At 43.1% G+C, this 19691-nt stretch carries 21 protein-coding genes; 11 read left to right on the top strand and 10 right to left on the bottom strand.

Annotation, left to right across the window (positions count from 1 at the left end; genetic code table 11):
- Positions 1–164 precede the first annotated feature (164 nt).
- Positions 165–863, bottom strand: coding sequence for a universal stress protein (locus tag EIM92_RS09790; RefSeq protein WP_125082490.1), 699 nt, complete (start codon positions 861–863; stop codon positions 165–167).
- Positions 864–1400: 537 nt separating this feature from the next.
- Between EIM92_RS09790 and EIM92_RS09785 the strand changes: the two genes are divergently transcribed.
- The 8 genes from EIM92_RS09785 (at position 1401) to EIM92_RS09750 (ending at position 7868) form a co-directional block, all read left to right on the top strand.
- Entirely contained in the window at positions 1401–3803 is a 2403-nt protein-coding gene (locus EIM92_RS09785; protein ID WP_125082489.1) for a Na+/H+ antiporter subunit A, read from the top strand.
- On the top strand, positions 3790–4212 hold the full coding sequence (locus EIM92_RS09780; RefSeq protein WP_125082488.1) for a Na(+)/H(+) antiporter subunit B: 423 nt from the start codon (positions 3790–3792) through the stop codon (positions 4210–4212). Before EIM92_RS09785 ends, EIM92_RS09780 begins: the two co-directional genes overlap by 14 nt.
- Before the next feature lie 4 nt (positions 4213–4216).
- Positions 4217–4555, top strand: coding sequence for a Na(+)/H(+) antiporter subunit C (locus tag EIM92_RS09775; RefSeq protein ID WP_125082487.1), 339 nt, complete (start codon positions 4217–4219; stop codon positions 4553–4555).
- The gene (locus tag EIM92_RS09770; protein WP_125082486.1) at positions 4548–6026 is read left to right on the top strand and encodes a Na+/H+ antiporter subunit D; all 1479 of its coding nucleotides are present in this window, start codon (positions 4548–4550) and stop codon (positions 6024–6026) included. Before EIM92_RS09775 ends, EIM92_RS09770 begins: the two co-directional genes overlap by 8 nt.
- Positions 6027–6079: 53 nt before the next feature.
- Positions 6080–6562, top strand: a complete 483-nt coding sequence (locus tag EIM92_RS09765; RefSeq protein WP_125082485.1) for a Na+/H+ antiporter subunit E — start codon at positions 6080–6082, stop codon at positions 6560–6562.
- Complete coding sequence (locus EIM92_RS09760) at positions 6562–6846, top strand: Na(+)/H(+) antiporter subunit F1 (protein ID WP_125082484.1); 285 nt, start codon at positions 6562–6564, stop codon at positions 6844–6846. Before EIM92_RS09765 ends, EIM92_RS09760 begins: the two co-directional genes overlap by 1 nt.
- Complete coding sequence (locus EIM92_RS09755; RefSeq protein ID WP_125082483.1) at positions 6824–7216, top strand: Na+/H+ antiporter subunit G; 393 nt, start codon at positions 6824–6826, stop codon at positions 7214–7216. Before EIM92_RS09760 ends, EIM92_RS09755 begins: the two co-directional genes overlap by 23 nt.
- Positions 7217–7451: 235 nt before the next feature.
- Complete coding sequence (locus EIM92_RS09750; protein ID WP_125082482.1) at positions 7452–7868, top strand: hypothetical protein; 417 nt, start codon at positions 7452–7454, stop codon at positions 7866–7868.
- Positions 7869–7929: 61 nt separating this feature from the next.
- On the opposite strand, the gene EIM92_RS09745 is transcribed toward EIM92_RS09750, so the two are convergent.
- Genes EIM92_RS09745 through EIM92_RS09735 form a run of 3 tightly spaced genes read right to left on the bottom strand, consistent with a single transcriptional unit; the run spans position 7930 to position 11951 of the window.
- Positions 7930–9138 carry a Ger(x)C family spore germination protein gene (locus tag EIM92_RS09745; RefSeq protein WP_125082481.1) on the bottom strand — a complete coding sequence of 403 codons (1209 nt, stop codon included), beginning with the start codon at positions 9136–9138 and terminating at the stop codon, positions 7930–7932.
- Positions 9135–10250, bottom strand: a complete 1116-nt coding sequence (locus EIM92_RS09740; RefSeq protein WP_125082480.1) for a GerAB/ArcD/ProY family transporter — start codon at positions 10248–10250, stop codon at positions 9135–9137. Before EIM92_RS09740 ends, EIM92_RS09745 begins: the two co-directional genes overlap by 4 nt.
- A gap of 36 nt (positions 10251–10286) precedes the next feature.
- Positions 10287–11951 carry a spore germination protein gene (locus EIM92_RS09735; RefSeq protein WP_125082479.1) on the bottom strand — a complete coding sequence of 555 codons (1665 nt, stop codon included), beginning with the start codon at positions 11949–11951 and terminating at the stop codon, positions 10287–10289.
- Positions 11952–12122: 171 nt separating this feature from the next.
- Between EIM92_RS09735 and EIM92_RS09730 the strand changes: the two genes are divergently transcribed.
- Entirely contained in the window at positions 12123–13046 is a 924-nt protein-coding gene (locus EIM92_RS09730; RefSeq protein WP_125082478.1) for an AEC family transporter, read from the top strand.
- A 54-nt stretch (positions 13047–13100) separates the two neighbouring features.
- On the opposite strand, the gene EIM92_RS09725 is transcribed toward EIM92_RS09730, so the two are convergent.
- The 4 genes from EIM92_RS09725 to EIM92_RS09710 all read right to left on the bottom strand — a co-directional run bounded on the left by EIM92_RS09725 (position 13101) and on the right by EIM92_RS09710 (position 16474).
- A complete protein-coding gene (locus EIM92_RS09725; RefSeq protein WP_246021279.1) occupies positions 13101–13502 on the bottom strand; it encodes an RNA-dependent RNA polymerase family protein in 402 nt (133 codons plus the stop codon).
- A gap of 567 nt (positions 13503–14069) precedes the next feature.
- A complete protein-coding gene (locus EIM92_RS09720; protein ID WP_281279679.1) occupies positions 14070–14903 on the bottom strand; it encodes an outer membrane protein assembly factor BamB family protein in 834 nt (277 codons plus the stop codon).
- Positions 14867–15574: a PQQ-binding-like beta-propeller repeat protein gene (locus EIM92_RS09715; RefSeq protein ID WP_125082475.1), complete on the bottom strand. Its 708-nt coding sequence runs from the start codon at positions 15572–15574 to the stop codon at positions 14867–14869. The genes EIM92_RS09720 and EIM92_RS09715 overlap by 37 nt, the downstream gene beginning before the upstream one ends.
- A 402-nt stretch (positions 15575–15976) precedes the next feature.
- On the bottom strand, positions 15977–16474 hold the full coding sequence (locus EIM92_RS09710; protein ID WP_164515065.1) for a transposase: 498 nt from the start codon (positions 16472–16474) through the stop codon (positions 15977–15979).
- Between the two features lie 863 nt (positions 16475–17337).
- On the opposite strand from EIM92_RS09710, the gene EIM92_RS09705 reads away from it, so the two are divergent.
- Entirely contained in the window at positions 17338–17844 is a 507-nt protein-coding gene (locus EIM92_RS09705; RefSeq protein WP_125082473.1) for a hypothetical protein, read from the top strand.
- Positions 17845–18127: 283 nt separating this feature from the next.
- Here EIM92_RS09705 and EIM92_RS24135 read toward each other — a convergent pair whose 3' ends face one another.
- Both EIM92_RS24135 and EIM92_RS09695 read right to left on the bottom strand, forming a co-directional pair.
- Positions 18128–18424, bottom strand: a complete 297-nt coding sequence (locus tag EIM92_RS24135) for a hypothetical protein (RefSeq protein ID WP_246021277.1) — start codon at positions 18422–18424, stop codon at positions 18128–18130.
- A gap of 43 nt (positions 18425–18467) precedes the next feature.
- Positions 18468–18674 (bottom strand): hypothetical protein, encoded by a 207-nt coding sequence (locus EIM92_RS09695; protein WP_164515064.1) that lies wholly within the window; start codon positions 18672–18674, stop codon positions 18468–18470.
- A gap of 216 nt (positions 18675–18890) precedes the next feature.
- On the opposite strand from EIM92_RS09695, the gene EIM92_RS09690 reads away from it, so the two are divergent.
- A complete protein-coding gene (locus EIM92_RS09690) occupies positions 18891–19682 on the top strand; it encodes a hypothetical protein (RefSeq protein WP_125082471.1) in 792 nt (263 codons plus the stop codon).
- Positions 19683–19691 lie beyond the last annotated feature (9 nt).

Here is a 19691-nt window from a genome sequence, read left to right as displayed (position 1 = left end):
CATCCCTAGTCTATCGATTGCCAAGAAGCAAACTTAATAATTACTAATAGGCATTATAGCCTACTATATACCCTTCTAGTAATCACCAAAAAAAGCAAAACAAGGAATATTTCCCCATGAAAAAAAGACCCCTTTGGGAGTCTCATATAAAATATCACTTAAGTTTAAATTAAGTCATGCGTCTTGTGCTCATATTTAATGTTAGAAGGCAATTCTATAGGCTCGGTAACCTTATCCTCGGCAACATGAACCTGATGCGTTTTGCCATTGCTGACGAATTTAAACAAACCATTATTAAAGTCAGTGCCGATTTCTTTATAGAATATTCCTTCATAACTTATGTTCTTCTGGCAAGAAAAGCATAGTCGGTAGCTATCCCCGTCTTTCAGCAAATAACTGCGAACACCGGCTTCATACTCAATTTCCTCTTCTGTTTTAATTGTGCGATCCAGCGATACGATATGGATATCTACAAAAGTGATTTCTCTTAGCAACGCACTAGCGAATGAGCCCTTTGTAATTTCCTCCCACCGGTTCTGAGGAGTTTGTCCGATGATAATTTGTGTAACATTATGTTTATGGGCGACATCTGCAATGGTCTTGGAGATTGGCCGCTTTTCATTGTCCATGAGGATAAACTCCTCGACATCGCACTCTTCGGCAAGTTCCCTCCATCGGTCTATATAACCCGATTTCTCCGCATCGAATTCATCATACGGGAGCGGATCTACCGTTAACACATACAAAGGGCAATTCAGCATACTCGCCATTTTGTGACCGCGTCTGATCAAACGTTCACCATTTGGACCGTAATATACACAAACGAGAATACTCTCATCCATACGACCCTTCACTTTCTTCATGACGGAAATTCACCTCATTAACGAATCGTAAATTTTACTGCAAAATACTTCAACAAAAATGTAAGCAAAAGATGACCTTTTTAACAACATATATAAGAAAAGCTTATACATCAAATGTACAATTGTACAGCAAGCATATTTTTATTGTATAATTATATCATTATAATAATTTTTCCTTATCGTTTAGTAAGAAATCCGAAGTTGTCGATCTAGCTGTTTTTATCAAACTAATTTAAAGCTGCCGGCTTCTTTCCGAGAACTCCCAATCCACTTCCTAAGCGAAGTCCTCTCTTTATTATCATAGGCAATCAATGACTTATGGTTTCCTATTATCCCGCTTATTGACATAGGAGTCAAGCCCTGCGGGAATCCTTCTTTAAAGGTTGTTATTACTGCTTTTTAAAGAAGAACAATCTGGGAGCTTACACTTTGTTTTTATCTTAAAAAAGTAACTCCTCTTACACAAGTATTGTACCGCCTAAAAGTGTGCAAACTTAATGTAAACATAACCATCATGAAGAAATTGGAGGTTTGACTTTGTTATCCGTGAACTTAGCCATTATTATTCCTTTTCTAGCTGCTGTAATCGTACCTTTTCTCTATGCAAAGGTTTCACGCAAACATATAGGCTGGTTCGTTCTTATTGTGCCGGTTGTTCTGTTTGTTGCCCTAGCAGGCTACATTCCATCGGTAGCCCAAGGAGAGAATTATTTAAACACGGTAAAGTGGATTCCATCTCTCAACATTCATTTTACTACTTATCTTGACGGGCTCAGCCTGATATTCGGTCTCCTAATCACCGGGATCGGCAGCCTGGTCATCATCTACTCCATTTATTATATGTCCTCGGAGGAGTCGCTTAATCATTTCTACGTCTACTTATTATTGTTTATGGGAGCAATGCTTGGCGTCGTCTTCTCCGACAATTTAATGGTGTTCTATGCCTTCTGGGAGTTAACGAGCATTTCGTCCTTCCTGTTAATTGCCTTCTGGTACCACCGGAAGAGATCCAGATATGGAGCGAAAAAGGCGCTATTAACTACGGTTACCGGCGGCATCGCAATGCTTACCAGTTTCATTATGATCTATGTGATGACAGGCACAATGAGCGTTCGCGAAATTATCACTGCCATCGATCCCAATCATATGCTATTTGTTCCGGCGATGCTACTTCTGCTGCTTGGCGCGTTTACCAAGTCCGCCCAATTTCCGTTCCATATTTGGCTGCCTGACGCGATGGAAGCTCCTACGCCAGTGAGCGCATATCTTCATTCAGCAACAATGGTTAAGGCGGGCATTTACTTGGTCGCCCGGTTCACGCCGGTTTTCGGCAGCCATGAAACCTGGTTCTGGATCGTCAGCAGCGTCGGGATCGTCACGCTATTCTGGGGTTCCTTTAGCGCTGTTCGCCAGACAGATCTCAAGGCATTGCTCGCCTACTCAACTATAAGCCAGCTAGGTCTGATTATGAGTTTGTTCGGTATTGGCTCAGCCGCTCTGTCCATGGGAACTGGAGAGGAGACCGTGATTTATACCCAGGCTACTTTTGCTGCTCTGTTCCATCTGGTGAATCATTCCACCTTTAAAGGCGCATTGTTTATGGTGATCGGTATTGTAAACCACGGAGCCGGCACCCGAGACATTCGCCGACTAGGGGGACTGATGGGGCTGATGCCGATATCATTTACTATTGCCTTAATCGGTAGTTTTTCGATGGCTGGCCTGCCGCCCTTTAACGGATTTCTGAGTAAGGAAATGTTCTTTGAAGCCATAGTCAACGTGAGCCAAGCCGGGATTTTTTCTTTGAATGTATCGAAGATTATTTTCCCTGTTATCGCTTGGATTGCTAGCGTGTTCACATTTATTTATTGCATGATCATAGTATTTAAAACGTTCCTTGGGCCTTACCAACGGGAAAAATTGGATCATGAAGCTCATGAAGCACCGATTGGCATGCTAATATCACCAATAATTCTAGCGGTTCTAATCGTAGCTATCTTCTTCTTCCCGAATGTACTGGGCGACTATTTATTGCGTCCGGCCATGGCAAGCATCCTTCCTTCCATAGGAGTCGAAGGAATGGTTCAGCCTATTTCTGCCTGGCACGGATTTAATCCGGCTCTCTTTATGACCATCGGGGTCATTGCAGTCGGTACACTGCTATATTTGTCGTTCAAACGTTGGAAGAGAATATACTCGCTGCTTCCAGAGAAATGGACGCTCGATAACCTATATAACAACAGTCTGCTTTTCATGGAAAAAGGCTCTAATCGAATTACTTCTTTCTACATGACAGGTTATCTTCGAAGTTATTCGATTTATATTTTCCTGTTCTTTATCATCGCGCTCGGAGGTACGATGCTGTTCACCGGAGCCTTTTCCTTTGATATGACAGGCGATGCCTCGATCGGTGTATATGAAGCCGTCCTGGTAATCATTATGATGGCGGCCGCACTTGCCATACCGTTCGCCAAATCCCGCGTCAACGCCGTACTACTCAATGGAGCGCTAGGCTATTCCATGGCCCTGTCCTTCGTTGTGTTCCGGGCGCCTGACTTAGCGTTGACCCAGCTTGTTGTGGAGACGGTATCGACTGCGCTGTTCCTGCTTTGCTTTTATTTTCTGCCGGAATGGAAGAAAGAAAATGCACCGCGCAGGACAAAACGCAACAATCTTATCATTTCCATTGCCGTGGGAGCCATATTTGTATTCGTTGCTCTCTCTGTGCGAAGCGGCAAGCTCTTTGAAACGATTTCAGGCTATTTTGAGGATGCCTATGAACTAACTGGCGGCAAGAACATTGTAAACGCGATTCTTGGGGACTTCCGGGCGTTCGATACAATGCTTGAAGTCGTCGTCCTCACTATCGGCGGACTGGGCGTATACACACTGATCAAACTAAAAACCACAAAGGAGGAGCAGAAACTTGAAGATCAATGATGTCATCCTACAAACAGTAACCAAAATCGCAGTTTTCATCATCCTAACGATGGCCGTCTACCTATTTATAACCGGGCATAACAGCCCCGGCGGTGGCTTTATTGGCGGACTCGTGCTGGCATCCGCATTAGTTCTGCTCTTCCTTGCTTTTGATACGGAGACCATTATGAAGAGAATTCCTCTGGATTTTAAAATGGTGGCCGCACTAGGAGCTTTTATTGCGGTAGCTACAGGAGTAGCTTCCCTATTCTTTGACATTCCTTTTTTAAGCCAGGCTTATTCTTATTTCAATCTCCCTATCTTTGGGGAAACCGGGCTGGCTACAGTGACGGTATTTGAGCTCGGTGTTGCATTGGCTGTAGTCGGTGTAGTCGTAACGATTATTCTAAGTATTAGTGAGGATGTGTAAGTGTATGGAGACGTTGATCATCATCCTGACGGGAGTTCTAGTGTCCGTGGCGACCTACTTGTTTCTCTCCAGGAATGTTATTCGGATCATTCTCGGAACGGCCGTGCTGACCCATGCAGCACACTTATTAATCATGACAATGGGCGGCCTAAAGACCGGAGGCGTTCCCGTTCTTGGGGAGGATAGCACTACTTTTACAGATGCCCTGCCTCAAGCCCTGATTCTAACTTCCATTGTCATTAGCTTTGCGGTAACTGCCTTTCTTCTCGTACTCGCATATCGATTGTACCAGGAGAGCAGAAGTGATAATTTAAGCGAGTTGAGAGGTATTGTGGATGAATAATATCCTTGTTATGCCCGTTGTCATCCCGGTTTTAATCGGCGTCATTCTTATCTTTTTCCGGTCGCAAATCCAAATCCAACGATGGCTTAGCTTGGCCGCCATATTGTCGGTCACGGGAATCAGCCTTTATATGCTGAACATGATTCAGAACGTCGGCGTTATCCGCCTTGACTTTGGTAATTGGCAGCCACCATTCGGCATTCTCTTTGTCGGCGATTCATTTTCATTGCTATTGGTACTCACGACAAGCATCGTAGCCGCTGTCTGTTTAGTCTATGCCTTCTACTCTATAGGGCAGCAGCGTGAGCAAATGTTCTTTTATCCTTTTGTCTTATTAATGGTTGCAGGCGTGAACGGCTCCTTTTTAACAGGCGATCTGTTTAACCTGTATGTGTGCTTTGAGGTAATGCTTCTTGCTTCCTATGCACTTATTACGCTTGGAGGGACCAAACCGCAATTAAAGGAATCCATTAAATATGTTGCTATTAATGTGCTCTCGTCCTGGTTCTTCCTAGTTGCGATCGCCTACCTGTATGGTACATTAGGCACGCTTAACCTAGCTCATCTAGCCGAGCTCATAGCCGAAGCCGGACAGACTCCGCTGCTTACGGTGATTAGCATTCTATTCTTGCTCGTATTTGGCTTGAAGGCCGGTTTACTGCTCTATTTTTGGCTTCCCGGCTCATATAGCGTACCACCAACAGCCGTAGCCGCTTTATTTGGGGGACTTTTGACGAAGGTCGGCATTTATGCCATGTTCCGTATGTTTACCTTGCTCTTTTACCATGACCCTTCGATCACCCATACCATTATCGGCATCATGGCTGGCATTACGCTTATCGGGGGCTCCTTAGGAGCTATAGCTTATAAGGATATTCGCCAAATCATTTCTTTTAATGTTGTCATTGCAGTAGGTTTTATCCTAGTAGGACTCGCAGTGGCAACGCCAGCCGCAATCGAAGGATCGATTTATTATTTGATCCATGACATGATTGTAAAGGCCGCATTGTTCCTTATTGCTGGTTCTATGGTGGCTCTTACAGGTACGCCAATGATCGATCGAATGAGCGGACTCATTCGCCATTATCCCGTACTGGGCTGGCTATTCTTTATCATTATGCTGGCTCTTGCTGGCATTCCTCCGCTCAGCGGATTTATGGGAAAAATCTTGATCGGACAAGGAGCGGTGGAAGGCGGAGCTTATATCCTACTGGCTCTTTCCCTCATATCCAGTATATTTGTGCTTTACTCCCTGCTGCGTATTTTCCTGAACTGCTTCTGGGGAGAAACGACGACAAGCGAGGACGATGTCATGCCCCTGAGTAAAGGCTGGATCATCCCTTGTATTTTGCTTACCGCTGCCTCAATCGGCCTAGGATTCGGTGCAGAGTATGTAGCGCCATATGTCGCGGATGCCGCGCGCACACTAACGAATCCTTATATTTATATCGATGCGGTCTTAGGCAAATAATTGGTATTAAATAATTAGAACAGCTAATACGCAATAAGGAAGGGGGGATTGTAATGCCTGCTCAGTTTTTGCTCAACTTATTTATCGCTTTTCTCTGGATGGTTCTCAATGATGAAGACGAATTAAGATTTACGACATTTTTTGCCGGCTTCCTTGTCGGGGTGGGAATCATTTTCGTCATGCAGCGGTTCTTCGGAAAACAATTTTATTTGCATCGATTTTTCCGTGTCATCAAGCTGATTCTGATCTTTATTTCCGAGCTGTTCCAGTCGGCTCTTGTTGTAATGAAGCATATTGTTAGTCCAAAAATAGATATCAAACCTGGTATTTTCACCTATCGAACAGCCCTCAAAAGCGACTGGGAAGTAACCACGCTAGCCCTGCTGCTCACGCTGACCCCGGGCTCGGTCGTTATGGAGGTTTCACCAGAGGGAGATACGTTCTATATTCACGCGCTCGACATAGAGCGGTACAAAAAAGATCTTTTACGTTCTTTAGGTCGATTTGAAAAAGCAATTATGGAGGTGACTCGATAATGATCAATATTATGCTGGGGGTTGCGCTCACCTTATTCAGTGTGGCCATTGCCATTTCCCTTTATCGGATTATCAGGGGCCCATCCATTCCCGATCGTGTGATTGCGCTGGACATGATCGGTGTTAATCTGATATCTGGTATTGCCGCGTTATCTATACTGCTGAAGACGAAAGCATATTTGGAAGTTATTCTAATCTTGGGTATACTGGCTTTCATCAGTACGATTTCACTCTCAAGATTTATCGAGAGAGGTGTTATTATTGAACGTAAACGTAGTGGGTGAATTTGTTGGGGCTACCCTGATTCTCATTGGCAGCATTATAAGCGTCATCAGCGCTATCGGCATCATTCGCTTCCCGGACGTATATACGCGCTCGCACGCCGCAACCAAGAGCTCGACGCTTGCAGTACTATTAACTCTTATAGGGACGTTTCTTTATATATGGTTCAGTGATGCCTACATCAGTGTACGGGTTATCCTTGGCATCGTATTTGTTTTCATCACGGCTCCGGTATCCGGACATCTTATCATACGTGCCGCCTACCGCTCGAATGTGAAGCTTTCCGACTCCACGATCGAAGACGAATTAGGGCCCGTTCTGCGACCAAGTCGGCAAGAACAAGAGCAGGAACAACCGCAAGGCAGTATATAACATGGTGAATATGAATAGGCCGAGTAAGGGTTGGTCATGTCGATGCCCCTTCTCGGCTTTTAAGTTTTATGTAGGCACCAATTGCGGCTAATTGCCTATTAAGTTATACTTATCCCAGACACTCATTATGCTGAAAGTATCATATAGAACTACCTTTTCAACGACAACATCTAGATTCGATCAAATATAAGCAAGCACCTACATTACAATGGCAAAAAGGAGGGATTACAGCCATATGAGCGATCAGGTTCTAAATCAAATTCTGGATGAACTGAAATCATTGAATACTCGTATGGGCAGCTTAGAAGACAGACAACAAAACTTTGAGGACGGACAGCAAACTCTGCTGGCTAGACAGGCAACCCTTGAGGACGGACAGCAAGCTCTGCTGGCTAGACAAGCCGCTTTGGAGGCTAAGCAATCGAGTTTTGAGGCTGAGTTGAAAGAGATAAAAGCCAACACGGCGGATATTCCATTAATAAGACAAGCCGTATTGGAAACACTCGATATCACCAAACGGCTGGATTTATCCCAAAAGTCGTTTGAGAGAAAGACGACCAACCAGCTCAATACCCATGAGTACAGCATTGATATTATTAATCGCCGGCAGCTTAAGCTGGAGGCTGATTTGGAAAGTTTGAAAAGCAAATAATATAGGGTATTGGATAACCTCGCCCCACGGCGAGGTTTTCTCATATCATCTCCATCACACTCTAATCTGTTGAGGAACCAAAGTCCGTAATCCTCATGCTTACATCAAAGGTGACAGGAGCCCGGCTAAAGGTCTCGTCCCAATTCCGTTGCAGCTTTTTCCAATGCTTGGGATATTTAATTTTCATTTGTTGATCAAAGCCCCCAACATCGACACGGTATACGTTTTGCATTTTGTGCAACACTTGGCGGATTTGTTTTCGGACTTCTTCTTCAAATTGATCTTCTAGTTCTTGAATGTATTCAGTAGATGAGGGTATTTCCGGAAAACTCCAGTCCTCTATCAACCTGCCTTCGGATTCGACATCGATATGGAATGATATATCATCACCAGATACTTTAGGAATGATCGTAGCCTTAGAGTTCCTCAGCTCATAAGTGATCGTGTACCCCTCTTTTGGTGCATACGTCTTAAGGGCTCCGCCCACCACATTTCCCTTGATCCAGGATAACCCCTCAATATCGTATTGAGTTAGTTCTCCGACCCACTTCTTCGTATCCCCTTTTATAATGGCTGCTCCAGAAAATTCGTGCTCACCTTCAGCAGTCACTATATTCTGCAGCAGAAAGCTGGCTCCCGATTGCATGTCACTATCCAGCTTAACCAGCGTCATCGGGGGCAGAATTGCACTGGAACGATGGCGGTTACCGACAAGTCCCATTAAATAAACAGCGGGGATTTCCCCTGGTTCATTCGAACTTAAAGCCTCCTCTGCGCTACCATGGCTTACCACAACGAGACAACTGGGTCGGATATCATTGTCGCGGAGAATGAAGTCAAACAGCTGCTCAAGACTATATTTTTGCGCTAGTTCTTTAGCAACGACGATCACCTTCAAATGATGTCCGACCACTGGACGATCCCGTTGCAATGAAAATTGGCGTAAAATTTGAATAACGGAATCCCCCGTCAAACGTTTATTTAAATAAGCTTTATCCGAGTCCGAGGAACTCGAGCCTCCACCCTCCCCTCCCTTTTTTCCGCTCACTGGCGGAACAATTTGAATCGTAACAGTCAATACGTTTTCCTTCGGATAATGAGCCCCTTGCTTATTAGCTTCCTTCTCAAACTGGGATTCTTTAACGGTGTCTAGCCCCAATCCAATATATATCGTTAAATCCTCAATCTCATTGCCGCTCCAGCAGCCGGTTATTATAACTAGCAGCAAGCTTGAAAGAACTAGTAAGATTCGCCTTGCATATTTAATCAATTCGTACGCCCTCCTTTCTTCCTAACAATGCTAATCAACAGCAGCAATAGAGGGACGACACCAAATAAATAAATCGACACTTGACCAACTGCACTTCCCAGCTTAAAGGTTTCTGCCACGTTTTTCGGGACCATGGCAATCAAAAAAATTACGGGCAGCATGGCAAACAAGAAGGGTTTTACATTTTTCTTGAACAGTTGCGACCAACCGAGCGATGCAGCATAATGCGTTATCGTAAAGGTCGAAAATATCTGCATAAGCCAAATGACGAGCAGCAGCGATTCGAATCTTTCAAAGAGTAAGCCTTCCACTTCAAAGCTGCGCACTAAATCCAAGGTAGGCCAGGTTCTGGTCAGTGCCCCGTAGATAGAGATTCCACCAATCACCATGACAATGGTTATTAAGTAAATAATTAGAGGAATGAGTGTGCCGATCACCACGGCTTTGGTCGCTTTTTGCGGAGTTTTCATATACGCTGTGGCAACGAGCATGATCTCATATCCGCTAAAAGAAAGCAGCGCCGGCTCAATCCCTTTTATGACAGGCATAATCCCGGAGCCGAGTACTGGCCGGAGATGATTAATATCAAATATCTTGCTGCTTAATAGGATGGAAATAAGAAAAAACAGCACCGTAATCGGCAGAATGATCTCGTATATTCGAGCCATGCAATTTATGCCTCCCAACGATAAATAGAGACCAATCCACATAAAAGTCATAATAATCCCTCCCATGGGAGTGCCCTCCAGCAAATAAAAAGACGTTACCTCAGCCATGATTCGAATTTGAAGCGCTGAAATAAGGAGAAAAAAACAAATGATGATCAGATTCAAAATCCAAGCCAGCCACCTCCCGGTAATGTCCGGCGCAAACTGAAAAAAAGTTCTTCCCTGAAATCTACGGCATAACAGGACAATAATAATCCCCGCAACCATAATAATCATGCCGGATATGATAATCGAAATCCACACGTCAGGTGTTTGAGCAGCTTCTACAGTCGTTCTTGGAAGTGTCAGAACTCCAGCTCCTAACGTATAGTTAATAAGCATTACAGCGGCTTGCGAAGTGGTTATCTGATCTTTTTCTTTTGGATTCATATTTGCACGGCGCATGCTGCCAACCTCTTTCTGTTCTTTGAGTTAAAAGGTTTAATTTCTGCGGTCAGGGTCATTCGGCTTTAACATGTGAGGTCGTTTCTTCATCACCTTCAAGGGAAGGCGAACGAGAAAGTCCTTCCAATCATCAAGGGTATACGGAACCATGGGGCTCAGATAAGGGACGCCAAAACTTTTCAACTTGACCAGGTGACTGCAAATTAGAAGAAAAAACATAACAACCCCGAATATCCCCAATATTGACGCTATAATCATCCCCACAAATCGGAGAATGCGCAGTGTAATACCCGCACTGTAGACGGGTATTGTAAAAGAAGAAATTGCTGTTACCGCGACGACAATAACGAGGAACGGGCTGACGATTCCGGCATTCACAGCAGCATCGCCGATAATCAGGCCGCCTACGATCCCCATCGCTGGACCGATCGGCTTAGGCAGCCTAATGCCGGCTTCCCGCAATATCTCAATGGATAGCTCCATAATGAGAGCTTCAATGATGGAGGGAAACGGTACACCCTGCCTTGTTTCAATGATGGAAAGGGCCAGCTTCGTCGGAATCAGCCCGGGATGGAACGAGATAAATGAAATGTACAGCGCTGGTGCCAGCAGGGCTAATAATGCTGCCAAGAAACGCAATATGCGGACGAAGGAGCCTGGAATCCATCGTTCGTAGTAATCTTCAGGAGATTGCAACAGCATGCCGAAGGTCGCTGGGAGAATCAACGCAAACGGTGTTCCATCAAGAAGAATAGCCACCCTGCCCTCCAGCAAGGAAGCAATCACTCTGTCCGGTCTCTCGGTATTTTGCAGCTGCTGGAAAGGACTCAGCACATCATCTTCAATCAGTTGTTCGATGTAACCTGATTCCAAAGGATCATCAATATCGATTTTCTGAATTCGCGATGTGACCTCATCTATCAGAGTCTGATCTGCAATATCCCGCATATAGGCAAGTACTAATTCCTTTTTCACGCGATTACCAACTTCGAATTTACTCAAAATCAGGCTTTCGTTTTTTCCGTGCAATCTAAGCAAGCCTGTATTATCCCCAAGCCTTTCCGTAAATCCTATGCGCGGACCACGCAAGAGCGCCTCCGACAAAGGTTCTTCCACATTTCTGCTCTTTCCTTGGGGAGAGCTTACCAAGAATGCGCTCTCTATTCCTTCAATCAGCAAGGCAGTTCTGCCAGTCAGTACAGTCTCGGTTAACTCAAGCAAATCCTTCGTCTCATTAACTTCGTTAACAGGGAGCAATTGAGTAGTCATATATTGTTGAAAAGAGGTGCTCGAGTGCGTGATATTATCCCACTCTTGATCTGGGATACCATGCATCATTAAGGGAGTTATTAGGTGGGTATCCACATGATCGGCATCAAGCAATCCATCTACATAGACGATTGCTGCCCGGATTCTCGTTCCACTGATTTTAAATTCCCTGAATCGGACATCCGAATTCTGACCAATAGCATCCCGAACGGAGGCCAGATCTGCATCATATTGACCAGTCAAAGGTTTTGACTTGGGTTCATCATTTTCCTTGACCGACGAGAATGATTTATTAGGCTTGAGGGCAAAGCTTGAGATGATTTCTTTTCGGAGCCAACCGAAGAAGGACATTATAAGAATAGGAACGGCAATAAGCAGCAAAGCTTGACCAAAAATGCTCCATTTCGGAATATAGGATAAAATCACTGACATAACCATAGCACCCCATGTTTTAAACTTAGGCATATGTTTGCCATTTCAGGTATATTGTTACCCTACTGGCTCCTATAAATTCCTGTATATACAGAACAAACATGGTATAATAACTAACAGTTTCTGAATCAATGAATTTTATTATTGAGCTGAAAGAAGATGGACACCAAGATGATTATCGAAATAATAATGGATGTAGTTCTGCCTATATTTGTGCTTATAGGACTTGGCGCGCTTATGCATCGTGCTTTTCAACTAAATTTATATACTTTAGCGAAAATAAACTTTTATTACATTACTCCTGCGGTCGTGTTCCTGAGTATGTACGAATCCAGCATGTCCCCTGCATTGCTGGGGAGCGTCACCTTATTTTATGTGCTATATGTTGTGCTGCTCTATGGCGTCAGCTCTATTGTTAGTTGGAAAAGAAAATTCAAACCGGGAATGAAAGCCGCGTTCACGAATAGTCTCATTCTAGACAATTCAGGCAATTATGGACTCCCGATCAATCAGCTCGCGTTCAAAGGCGATCCTCTAGCAACGTCCATTCAGGCCTTGGTCATGACTTTCCAAAGCCTGGTGACCTTTACCTATGGCGTAATATCCGTTCAGCGGGCTAAATCAGATGGCACACTAAAAGCAGCGTTGATTGGATTTCTCAAAATGCCCGTACCGTATGCCCTTGTACTTGGGCTTATTTTTCACGTCTTTCGTTGGCCATTGCCTGAATTTGCTGCCAAGCCCCTAGGCTATATTGCCGATTCCATGGTCAGTATTGCACTGCTGACGCTTGGTGCTCAAATCATCCAATATCTTTTGCGCCTGGATCGGTTAGATGTTTATATCAGCGTCTTTTTAAGACTACTCATTGGCCCAGCCATTGGATTTTTACTTATCTATGCACTTGGTTTAAAAGGGATTCCTGCACAAGCCCTGCTTATCGCTTCTGGTATGCCAACAGGTGTAAATAGCACTATACTCGCGGAAGAATATGATAATGAACCTGACTTTGCCTCCCAAACCGTGCTCATTTCAACGGTGTTGAACATCATTACGATTACGGCCTTGATCTCGCTATCTAAATTTGTTGGCTGAGAGCTCCGGTGTATATGGGTTCTATCAATAGAGGGTGGGGTCATCTTAATAGGTCTAGAGTGAAAGGCTGGGCGGAACCCAGCCCCTAACCTGACTACCATGTCTTTTCCACAAGAGATCAAAGTAATTTAGGTAGATGTTTGCCAACATGGGGGAGATGACTCCACCTTGCGGCGTACCTAAATCTGAGCGCCTGATGCTCCCTTCCTCCATGACCCCCGCACCTAACCACTTCCTCACGAACTCCAAGATTCGCCTGTCACTGATTCGCATTTTAACCAGCTTCATAAGCTTCTCTTCATTGATGTTGTCGGAGTAGCAACCTTCCCTTAATATATCTTCTCTGTGGATCTTGTCATACAGTGCGTGGAATTTACGCTTCTTGTTCTCCTTGGCTGCATGACCTAGCTTCTCTTGGAGTTGTTGAACTTTTTCCTTTGGTGTTGTTAGCCTCATGGCATTCACTCATTCGTACCTCATTGAACAAGCTTGAACAAAGTAGGGCTCCTTCCCTCCCGCAGGTTATATTGTCCTACGGTTCCTCGGTACTATTAACCCCTCGGACTCCCTTCCTGCAGATAACCCATTTCACCTTTCGGGTTTATAGGGCATCTCTCTACAGTTTCTTCTGTGCAGGAGGGTCTCCCCAGTTCACTGCACCACCTTTCATACCATGCCGCTCCCCATACGCCGGAGGATTCTTCACTGTTGCACCAAGTTCTATACAGCTTCCGTGGCCTTCGGCCATTTAAGCGGGACTCGACTTCCTCTTTTCCCTCTTGCGAGGCCTTTTTGACGACGCGGCAGGATTCACTTTATGTTACGGCCTGGTATGTTGCTCGCCCTGTCTCTGCCAGGTACTTTCGTCGATACGCTTCTACGCACAGCTTTCGCCATACGTAGGTATCCTAGCTACGAAGGTGGCTTGGTCCCTCCTTCGGTCGGACTTTCACCAACTAGATGATGCGTGCCTCTGGGCACGCCATAAATATAAAAAAACCGCTGAAACCAGCGGCTCACACTTTAGTACTCGTTAACTTCAAATGTAACTAACTTATCAAAAATAATGTAATCTTGTCTTTGCTTAAATGGCCCCTTATTATTATAATGTTTGTTGATTGCAAATGTTATCGGCCCAGATCCGGCTGCTTTTCCTTCATACCAGTTAATAAATTGTTGCACTTCTTGCATGGAGAGATCGTATTCCTTCTCTACACCTGTATTTAGAGTGATAACTAAAATTGCTCGGTCACCCTTAGGCTCAACTGGAGGCTCTGGATCTAGTGGTGGATTAGTAGGCTCCTCGCCTTCTTCGACATCGCCTCCAATTGCATAAATTTTCCCCATATTACCTGCAACATATATAGTTCCATCTTCTGCAATTGCAAGTGAGCTTCCGATTATAGCAGTTTCAGTCTCAATAGACCACAATTGAACACCATTCGAATCAAGGCTACTAACATTATTACCAACAGAAATATAGATTTTGTTATTTTTATCAATTAAAGCAGAGTGCAGTGGAGCACTTGTATTAAATGTCCATTTTAATGTTCCGTTTTGATCAAGTGCATATAGATTTCTATAACCATTTGACGCATAAATCGTCCCATCAAGACCTATAAAAGGATTAATTGTAGTCCTGGTAGAGCTACTAGACAGTTTTTCTGTCAGGTATTGCCATTTCAAAGTACCGTCAGGATTAATTGCATAAATGGTCCCCACATTATCAACGAGGTAAATAGTTCCTGAAGAATCGATAGTTGGAGCTGACTTGTATTTGGGATCATACGAGATACCATACTCCCATTTAATATCTCCGTTTAATGAATTGTATGCGTATAACTTTGAATTGGTAATAAAGTATAAGGTCCCATCTGCCGAGAGGCTAATTGGGTAAAATTTTTTAACGTTATTTGCTTACTCCACTTCGTTGTTCCATCAGGATTGTAGGCAACCAGACTTGGTCCGGATGCTGAAAGTGTATAAATCACACCTTTGCTATCAATAACTGGCTCTACAAAAAAGTGCCCACTTGAAATACCAGCAATTTCAGTTGGAATGCCGGTATCAGGATCTATTGAATTAAGCTCGTTATTAACATTCATCAAAATTTCCTTATTTGAACGTATTACCGGCGATGAATGAAGCATACTTAAATCTGATGAGTATCTCCATCTTTCTATTCCATCTGGGGATATTGAATATAAGTGCGATTTAGGTGAACCTAACGAATTATAACTTGTTGAATACAAGTTGCCTTCGCTATCAATCGTCAAAGACGCATTACCGGACCCAGACTCAGGTTTTTGATATACCCATTTAATATGTATATTCTTACTTACACCAGCATATCTTGAGTTTTTATTCCAGTTAAACCCTAATGGCTGCATTGCTGAATCATCATATGCACCTTGTTCATATCCACCACCTTGGGTAAATGGTGGACTGGCCGCCTCTCCATTTGTTTCCATAAAAGAAAACAGCAACGCAAATGTGGTGATCAAAGTTAATCCCTTTTTGATTCTCAAAATCCTTCATCCTCCCAATAATAGAATATATTATATGTCGGATAATCCTCTAGAATTATTAATTTTATGAATCTAATACCCGATAGATAAATAGGCAGGAAGAGGTACACTCCAGTTCATCGCCGCTTCATCCAGCCGAGCGGTCATTCCCACCTCTTTTTATGACCTTCATACCAACATGTAATTTCTGTTAGATGGTTTTTTATGTGATTTAATATAAAAGGCTCCCTCTCGGGCAATGTCATTAAGATAAGATCAAAGACAAGACCGGGAGTAAAACTGAAATGCAAAACGGCATAGGAAAAGCCCTGTGCCGTTTGTTTTTTGGTTCAAGCAAGAAAAAAGCGTACAGCAAACAAAGCGGATGGACTATCCGCTTAAAAATTGTTCATGTGAACCGAATTATGCTACTCTGTAGACGAAGCTAACAACTGATTTATAGCGAATTTTACGCGTATTCTTCTGCCCTGGGCGAAGGGGTCGAATCGGTAAAATGTTTTTGCGAATCAGTGCTTCAACATCGGGCGGGGGTTCATCATCCCTTGAGCGCAGGAAATATCTACAAACGTGAACGGCGACTGTGAAGTTAATTTGGTAGGAATGCCGTTTATCCATTTGCAAAATGACGACGTGTGAGGTCATCATTTCAGCGAAATTGTACATGATCATTCTTGCAAAAATCTCTTGGATGATGAACGCTTGCTTCTTTGCGTGAAAATTGGTCAGGCCAACGGTATATTTTAAGGCCCGGAAAGAGGTTTCAATGCCCCATCGCAAGTGATAAATAGACTTGAGTTCATCGGGTGGGAAATCAGCGGCAGATAGATTCGTTATGACGGTTTCATATGCACCATTGAACAGGACAAAACGAACAACCCGAAAGGAGATGGGGTAATACAAGTTCTCCTGTCGATCCAAAAAATCAAAGGTAGACGTGGAGGGGACGAACTTGTAAATCTCACGAAAGTGCGGGCAAAAAAAAGTACAAAAAGCGTAAAAAGCAATCCTCATGCGAAAGTGGCACTTTGCGAAGCGTCTTGGGCAATCGCTCGCTCACGAAACACCATCTTGGCAACGAAGTTCTGGAAAATTGCCTCGCGACGAGGGAAAAAGAAGGCTTGTATCGCTATCTCACGTAAGATTCTAGTTATTGCGTATCACATGTTGAAAAACAAACAGATATATATTGAAGGCGGACCTACAGCATTGACTCAAATCGGCTAAATTAACAGCATTGACGAAAGTTTCAAATATTAAACTTGTTCACTTAAACGTACTTTGTAACTAGAGACGTATTACAAGACCATTTTAACGAGCTGCGGAAAATGAAGTCAAAACTGCATTTATGGATTTCCCCGAACTATTAATCCCTTTGCTCTGGATTCCTGTTAATTGCAGACTATTTTGATAATAGAAAAGGCAGGAAGAGGTACGCCCCGGTTCTTCGCCGCATTCATGCAGCTGCGCGTGTCATTCCCGCCTTTTTCTATGCTTACATACTAACATGGAAAATCCGTCACATGGTGTTCAACTTGTGGTCATGTTGTGCTTAAACCTTGCTCACTTTGTAGTCATAAATTTCAGGCTGTTTTATCTATTCCGGTAACAACCTATCTCTCTACTAATAACTTACCCATTAAGCAAGAAATAGAATTTGCTGAATGAGGATGTATATTTCTTCCTTTTATAGTTGATTGCTGTAATAATATATGGTAAGTTATAGTTTCAGTTATAAAATATAGCATTGAAAGGGAGTTTTTAATTTGAAGAGACTTACCAAGCTTTGCATGACTGTTGCGCTAGTATCTATGGCATTCTCAGCACTAATTGCCAATGCTTCTCCCACCCAAAATAATACTAGTGGGCAAGGCGAACTCCTTAACACAACTATAGCCCAACCACCCGTCGAAAATTCAACAATTATAACTTATGAAACAGAAACTCCTGGTTTTTCCACTATGGATACTCAACACATTAATCCAGTTAATCATACTGGTACAGCAGCCTACACAGGTGAATTTACAACAGCCCCGGAAAACGGAAAATACTTAAATGTCTATTGTAAGAATAATGGTTCAGGAACAGTTTACATGACCATTTATCGAAATGGCAGTGAGTTTGTATCCGAACTTGCCATATCCCCTGGTGGTCAACGCACTCAAACGTTTGAAGAACTTTATGGCACGGGAATCACCGGTAACTGGAAAGTATATATTTTTACTAAAGACGGCGCAAGTATGAATATTCAAGTTTCTGCAAGACAGTACTAATTACGTTCTAAAAAGACACCAGCATTAACTGGTGTCTTTTATTGTCAATGAAGCAACATTTAATTCATACTCTATATTTAAACTGAGTTCTCAGGTTCCGTATCATCCTGCTCAAAGAATCCCATCAGTTTCAATGTATTGGCTATGCTTTCGGTTCCCTCAATGATCTTCCTTCGGATTGTACTATCGGACATATTGTGCCGGAAGAAAAGCAACGTCTCCTTATATGAGCATCCTTGAATATACCGATATTCGACTGCTTGCCTAGCGTCATCGTCTTGAATCAGCGCCCAGCTCTTCGCAGCTGCTGAGTGTAAAGCTTATATTGCTGATATACCCAGCGCTGTTTTTCAATCAATATGGCTGCATTAGCTGTCTTATCCGCATGAAGGTCTTCCTGATCGATCCGGCGAGCCACTTCCCCATCAATGGCCACTTGCTTCAAATCCTGTTCGTTCTCCTCGAAGTCTCGCATCAAAGAAATCATGCTTGTATATTTTCCGAGCAGGAATTTCGTACGCTGGATCTCCTGCTCATTTGCTGTTGGAAAGAGTTCCCCTTGTCCCCACGCCATCGCCATTCCCCTCAATCCCCTTTATGGTATAATTATTGAGCGGAAACTTTTACCGATTGACCCCCACCCCGACCAAGGATATGGGGGTCTTTGCATTTTCATTTAAGTATTTTCCCCAACGCCCCTGCTTCGGGGCTGTAATCTTAAACGGAAACTCATTTTGTGGCTCAGGCGGCTTATCTGCGCCGATCACCTTTAAGTGCTTCTCGATCTGCTCGAGTGTACATACTTCACGCTTTATCCCTTTGACCAGCATTAAGCATCTACTTTGTTGAATCACATTTTCGAAATGTGCAACATAGCTCTTCTTTCACAAAACTAAAAATTGGTTTATTTTACATATAAATAACATATAAAGAACAATTTAACCTAAAAAATGGTTTACAATATAGATGCAGCCATTTAATATGGGGCCTCAGTTTATAAGGTTCAGTTCTTCAAAAATTCAGGAAAATGAAAGGAGATTCAGTCTGTGAGAAAAGTTATAGCAGCAGTTTTGTCATTTGCATTGTGTATAGGCATTGTCAATCCAACAATAATATCTGCATCACCAAAGGAAATAGAGGAGAGTGTAAGCCTACTATCATTAGAAAAGAAAAACTTTATTTTCCTTGAAGGAACTCCTGGAGACAAACATCTTGTTTACACGTACGAGAGCAACGGCGAGATTTATAAAGTTGATGAAAATGCCAATCTGGATTTTACCAGAGTTAATAGTAATATTTATATCAAAAACTCTGAAGGTGAATTTGTTAAGTATGCAACTCAGAATGCTATTGTAAACACTAAAAAATCAAGTTTCGAAGTTACAACTATTGAAAATGGTCAGATAGATACAGAAATTCAAAAGTTAGATATAGTTGCTCCTAATAGGTTTGATTTTGGTTATGTTAAGCCTATGGATTCCTATGGAGGAGAGCCAGTCACGCCATGGAGATATGGTGATTGGAATAATGGCAGCACCAAGTTCGAAAGATACACTGTCACTGCAGTAACGGCCTTAGTATTTGCAATAGCAACTGCAGCAGCACCAGGAGCTACGATCGTATTAGGTACAATAGGGGCAATAGCTACTACGATAGTATCAGATGAAATTCCGTTATTATACTACAAACGAAGGTACGCAGAAAAAAAATCCACGGTTGCTACTACTTTAATTGTTGGGTCTAAATGGGAGACTATTTTTTATAGCGATTCGAAACGTACCAATGAATTAGAACGGACCACAGCTACAAAATTTTTAGACGGATATAAGGCTGATTAAATGAAATTT

This window comes from Paenibacillus lentus (genome assembly GCF_003931855.1).
Taxonomy (GTDB): Bacteria; Bacillota; Bacilli; order Paenibacillales; family Paenibacillaceae; genus Fontibacillus; species Fontibacillus lentus.
This window is presented reverse-complemented; position numbering and strand designations above follow the sequence as displayed.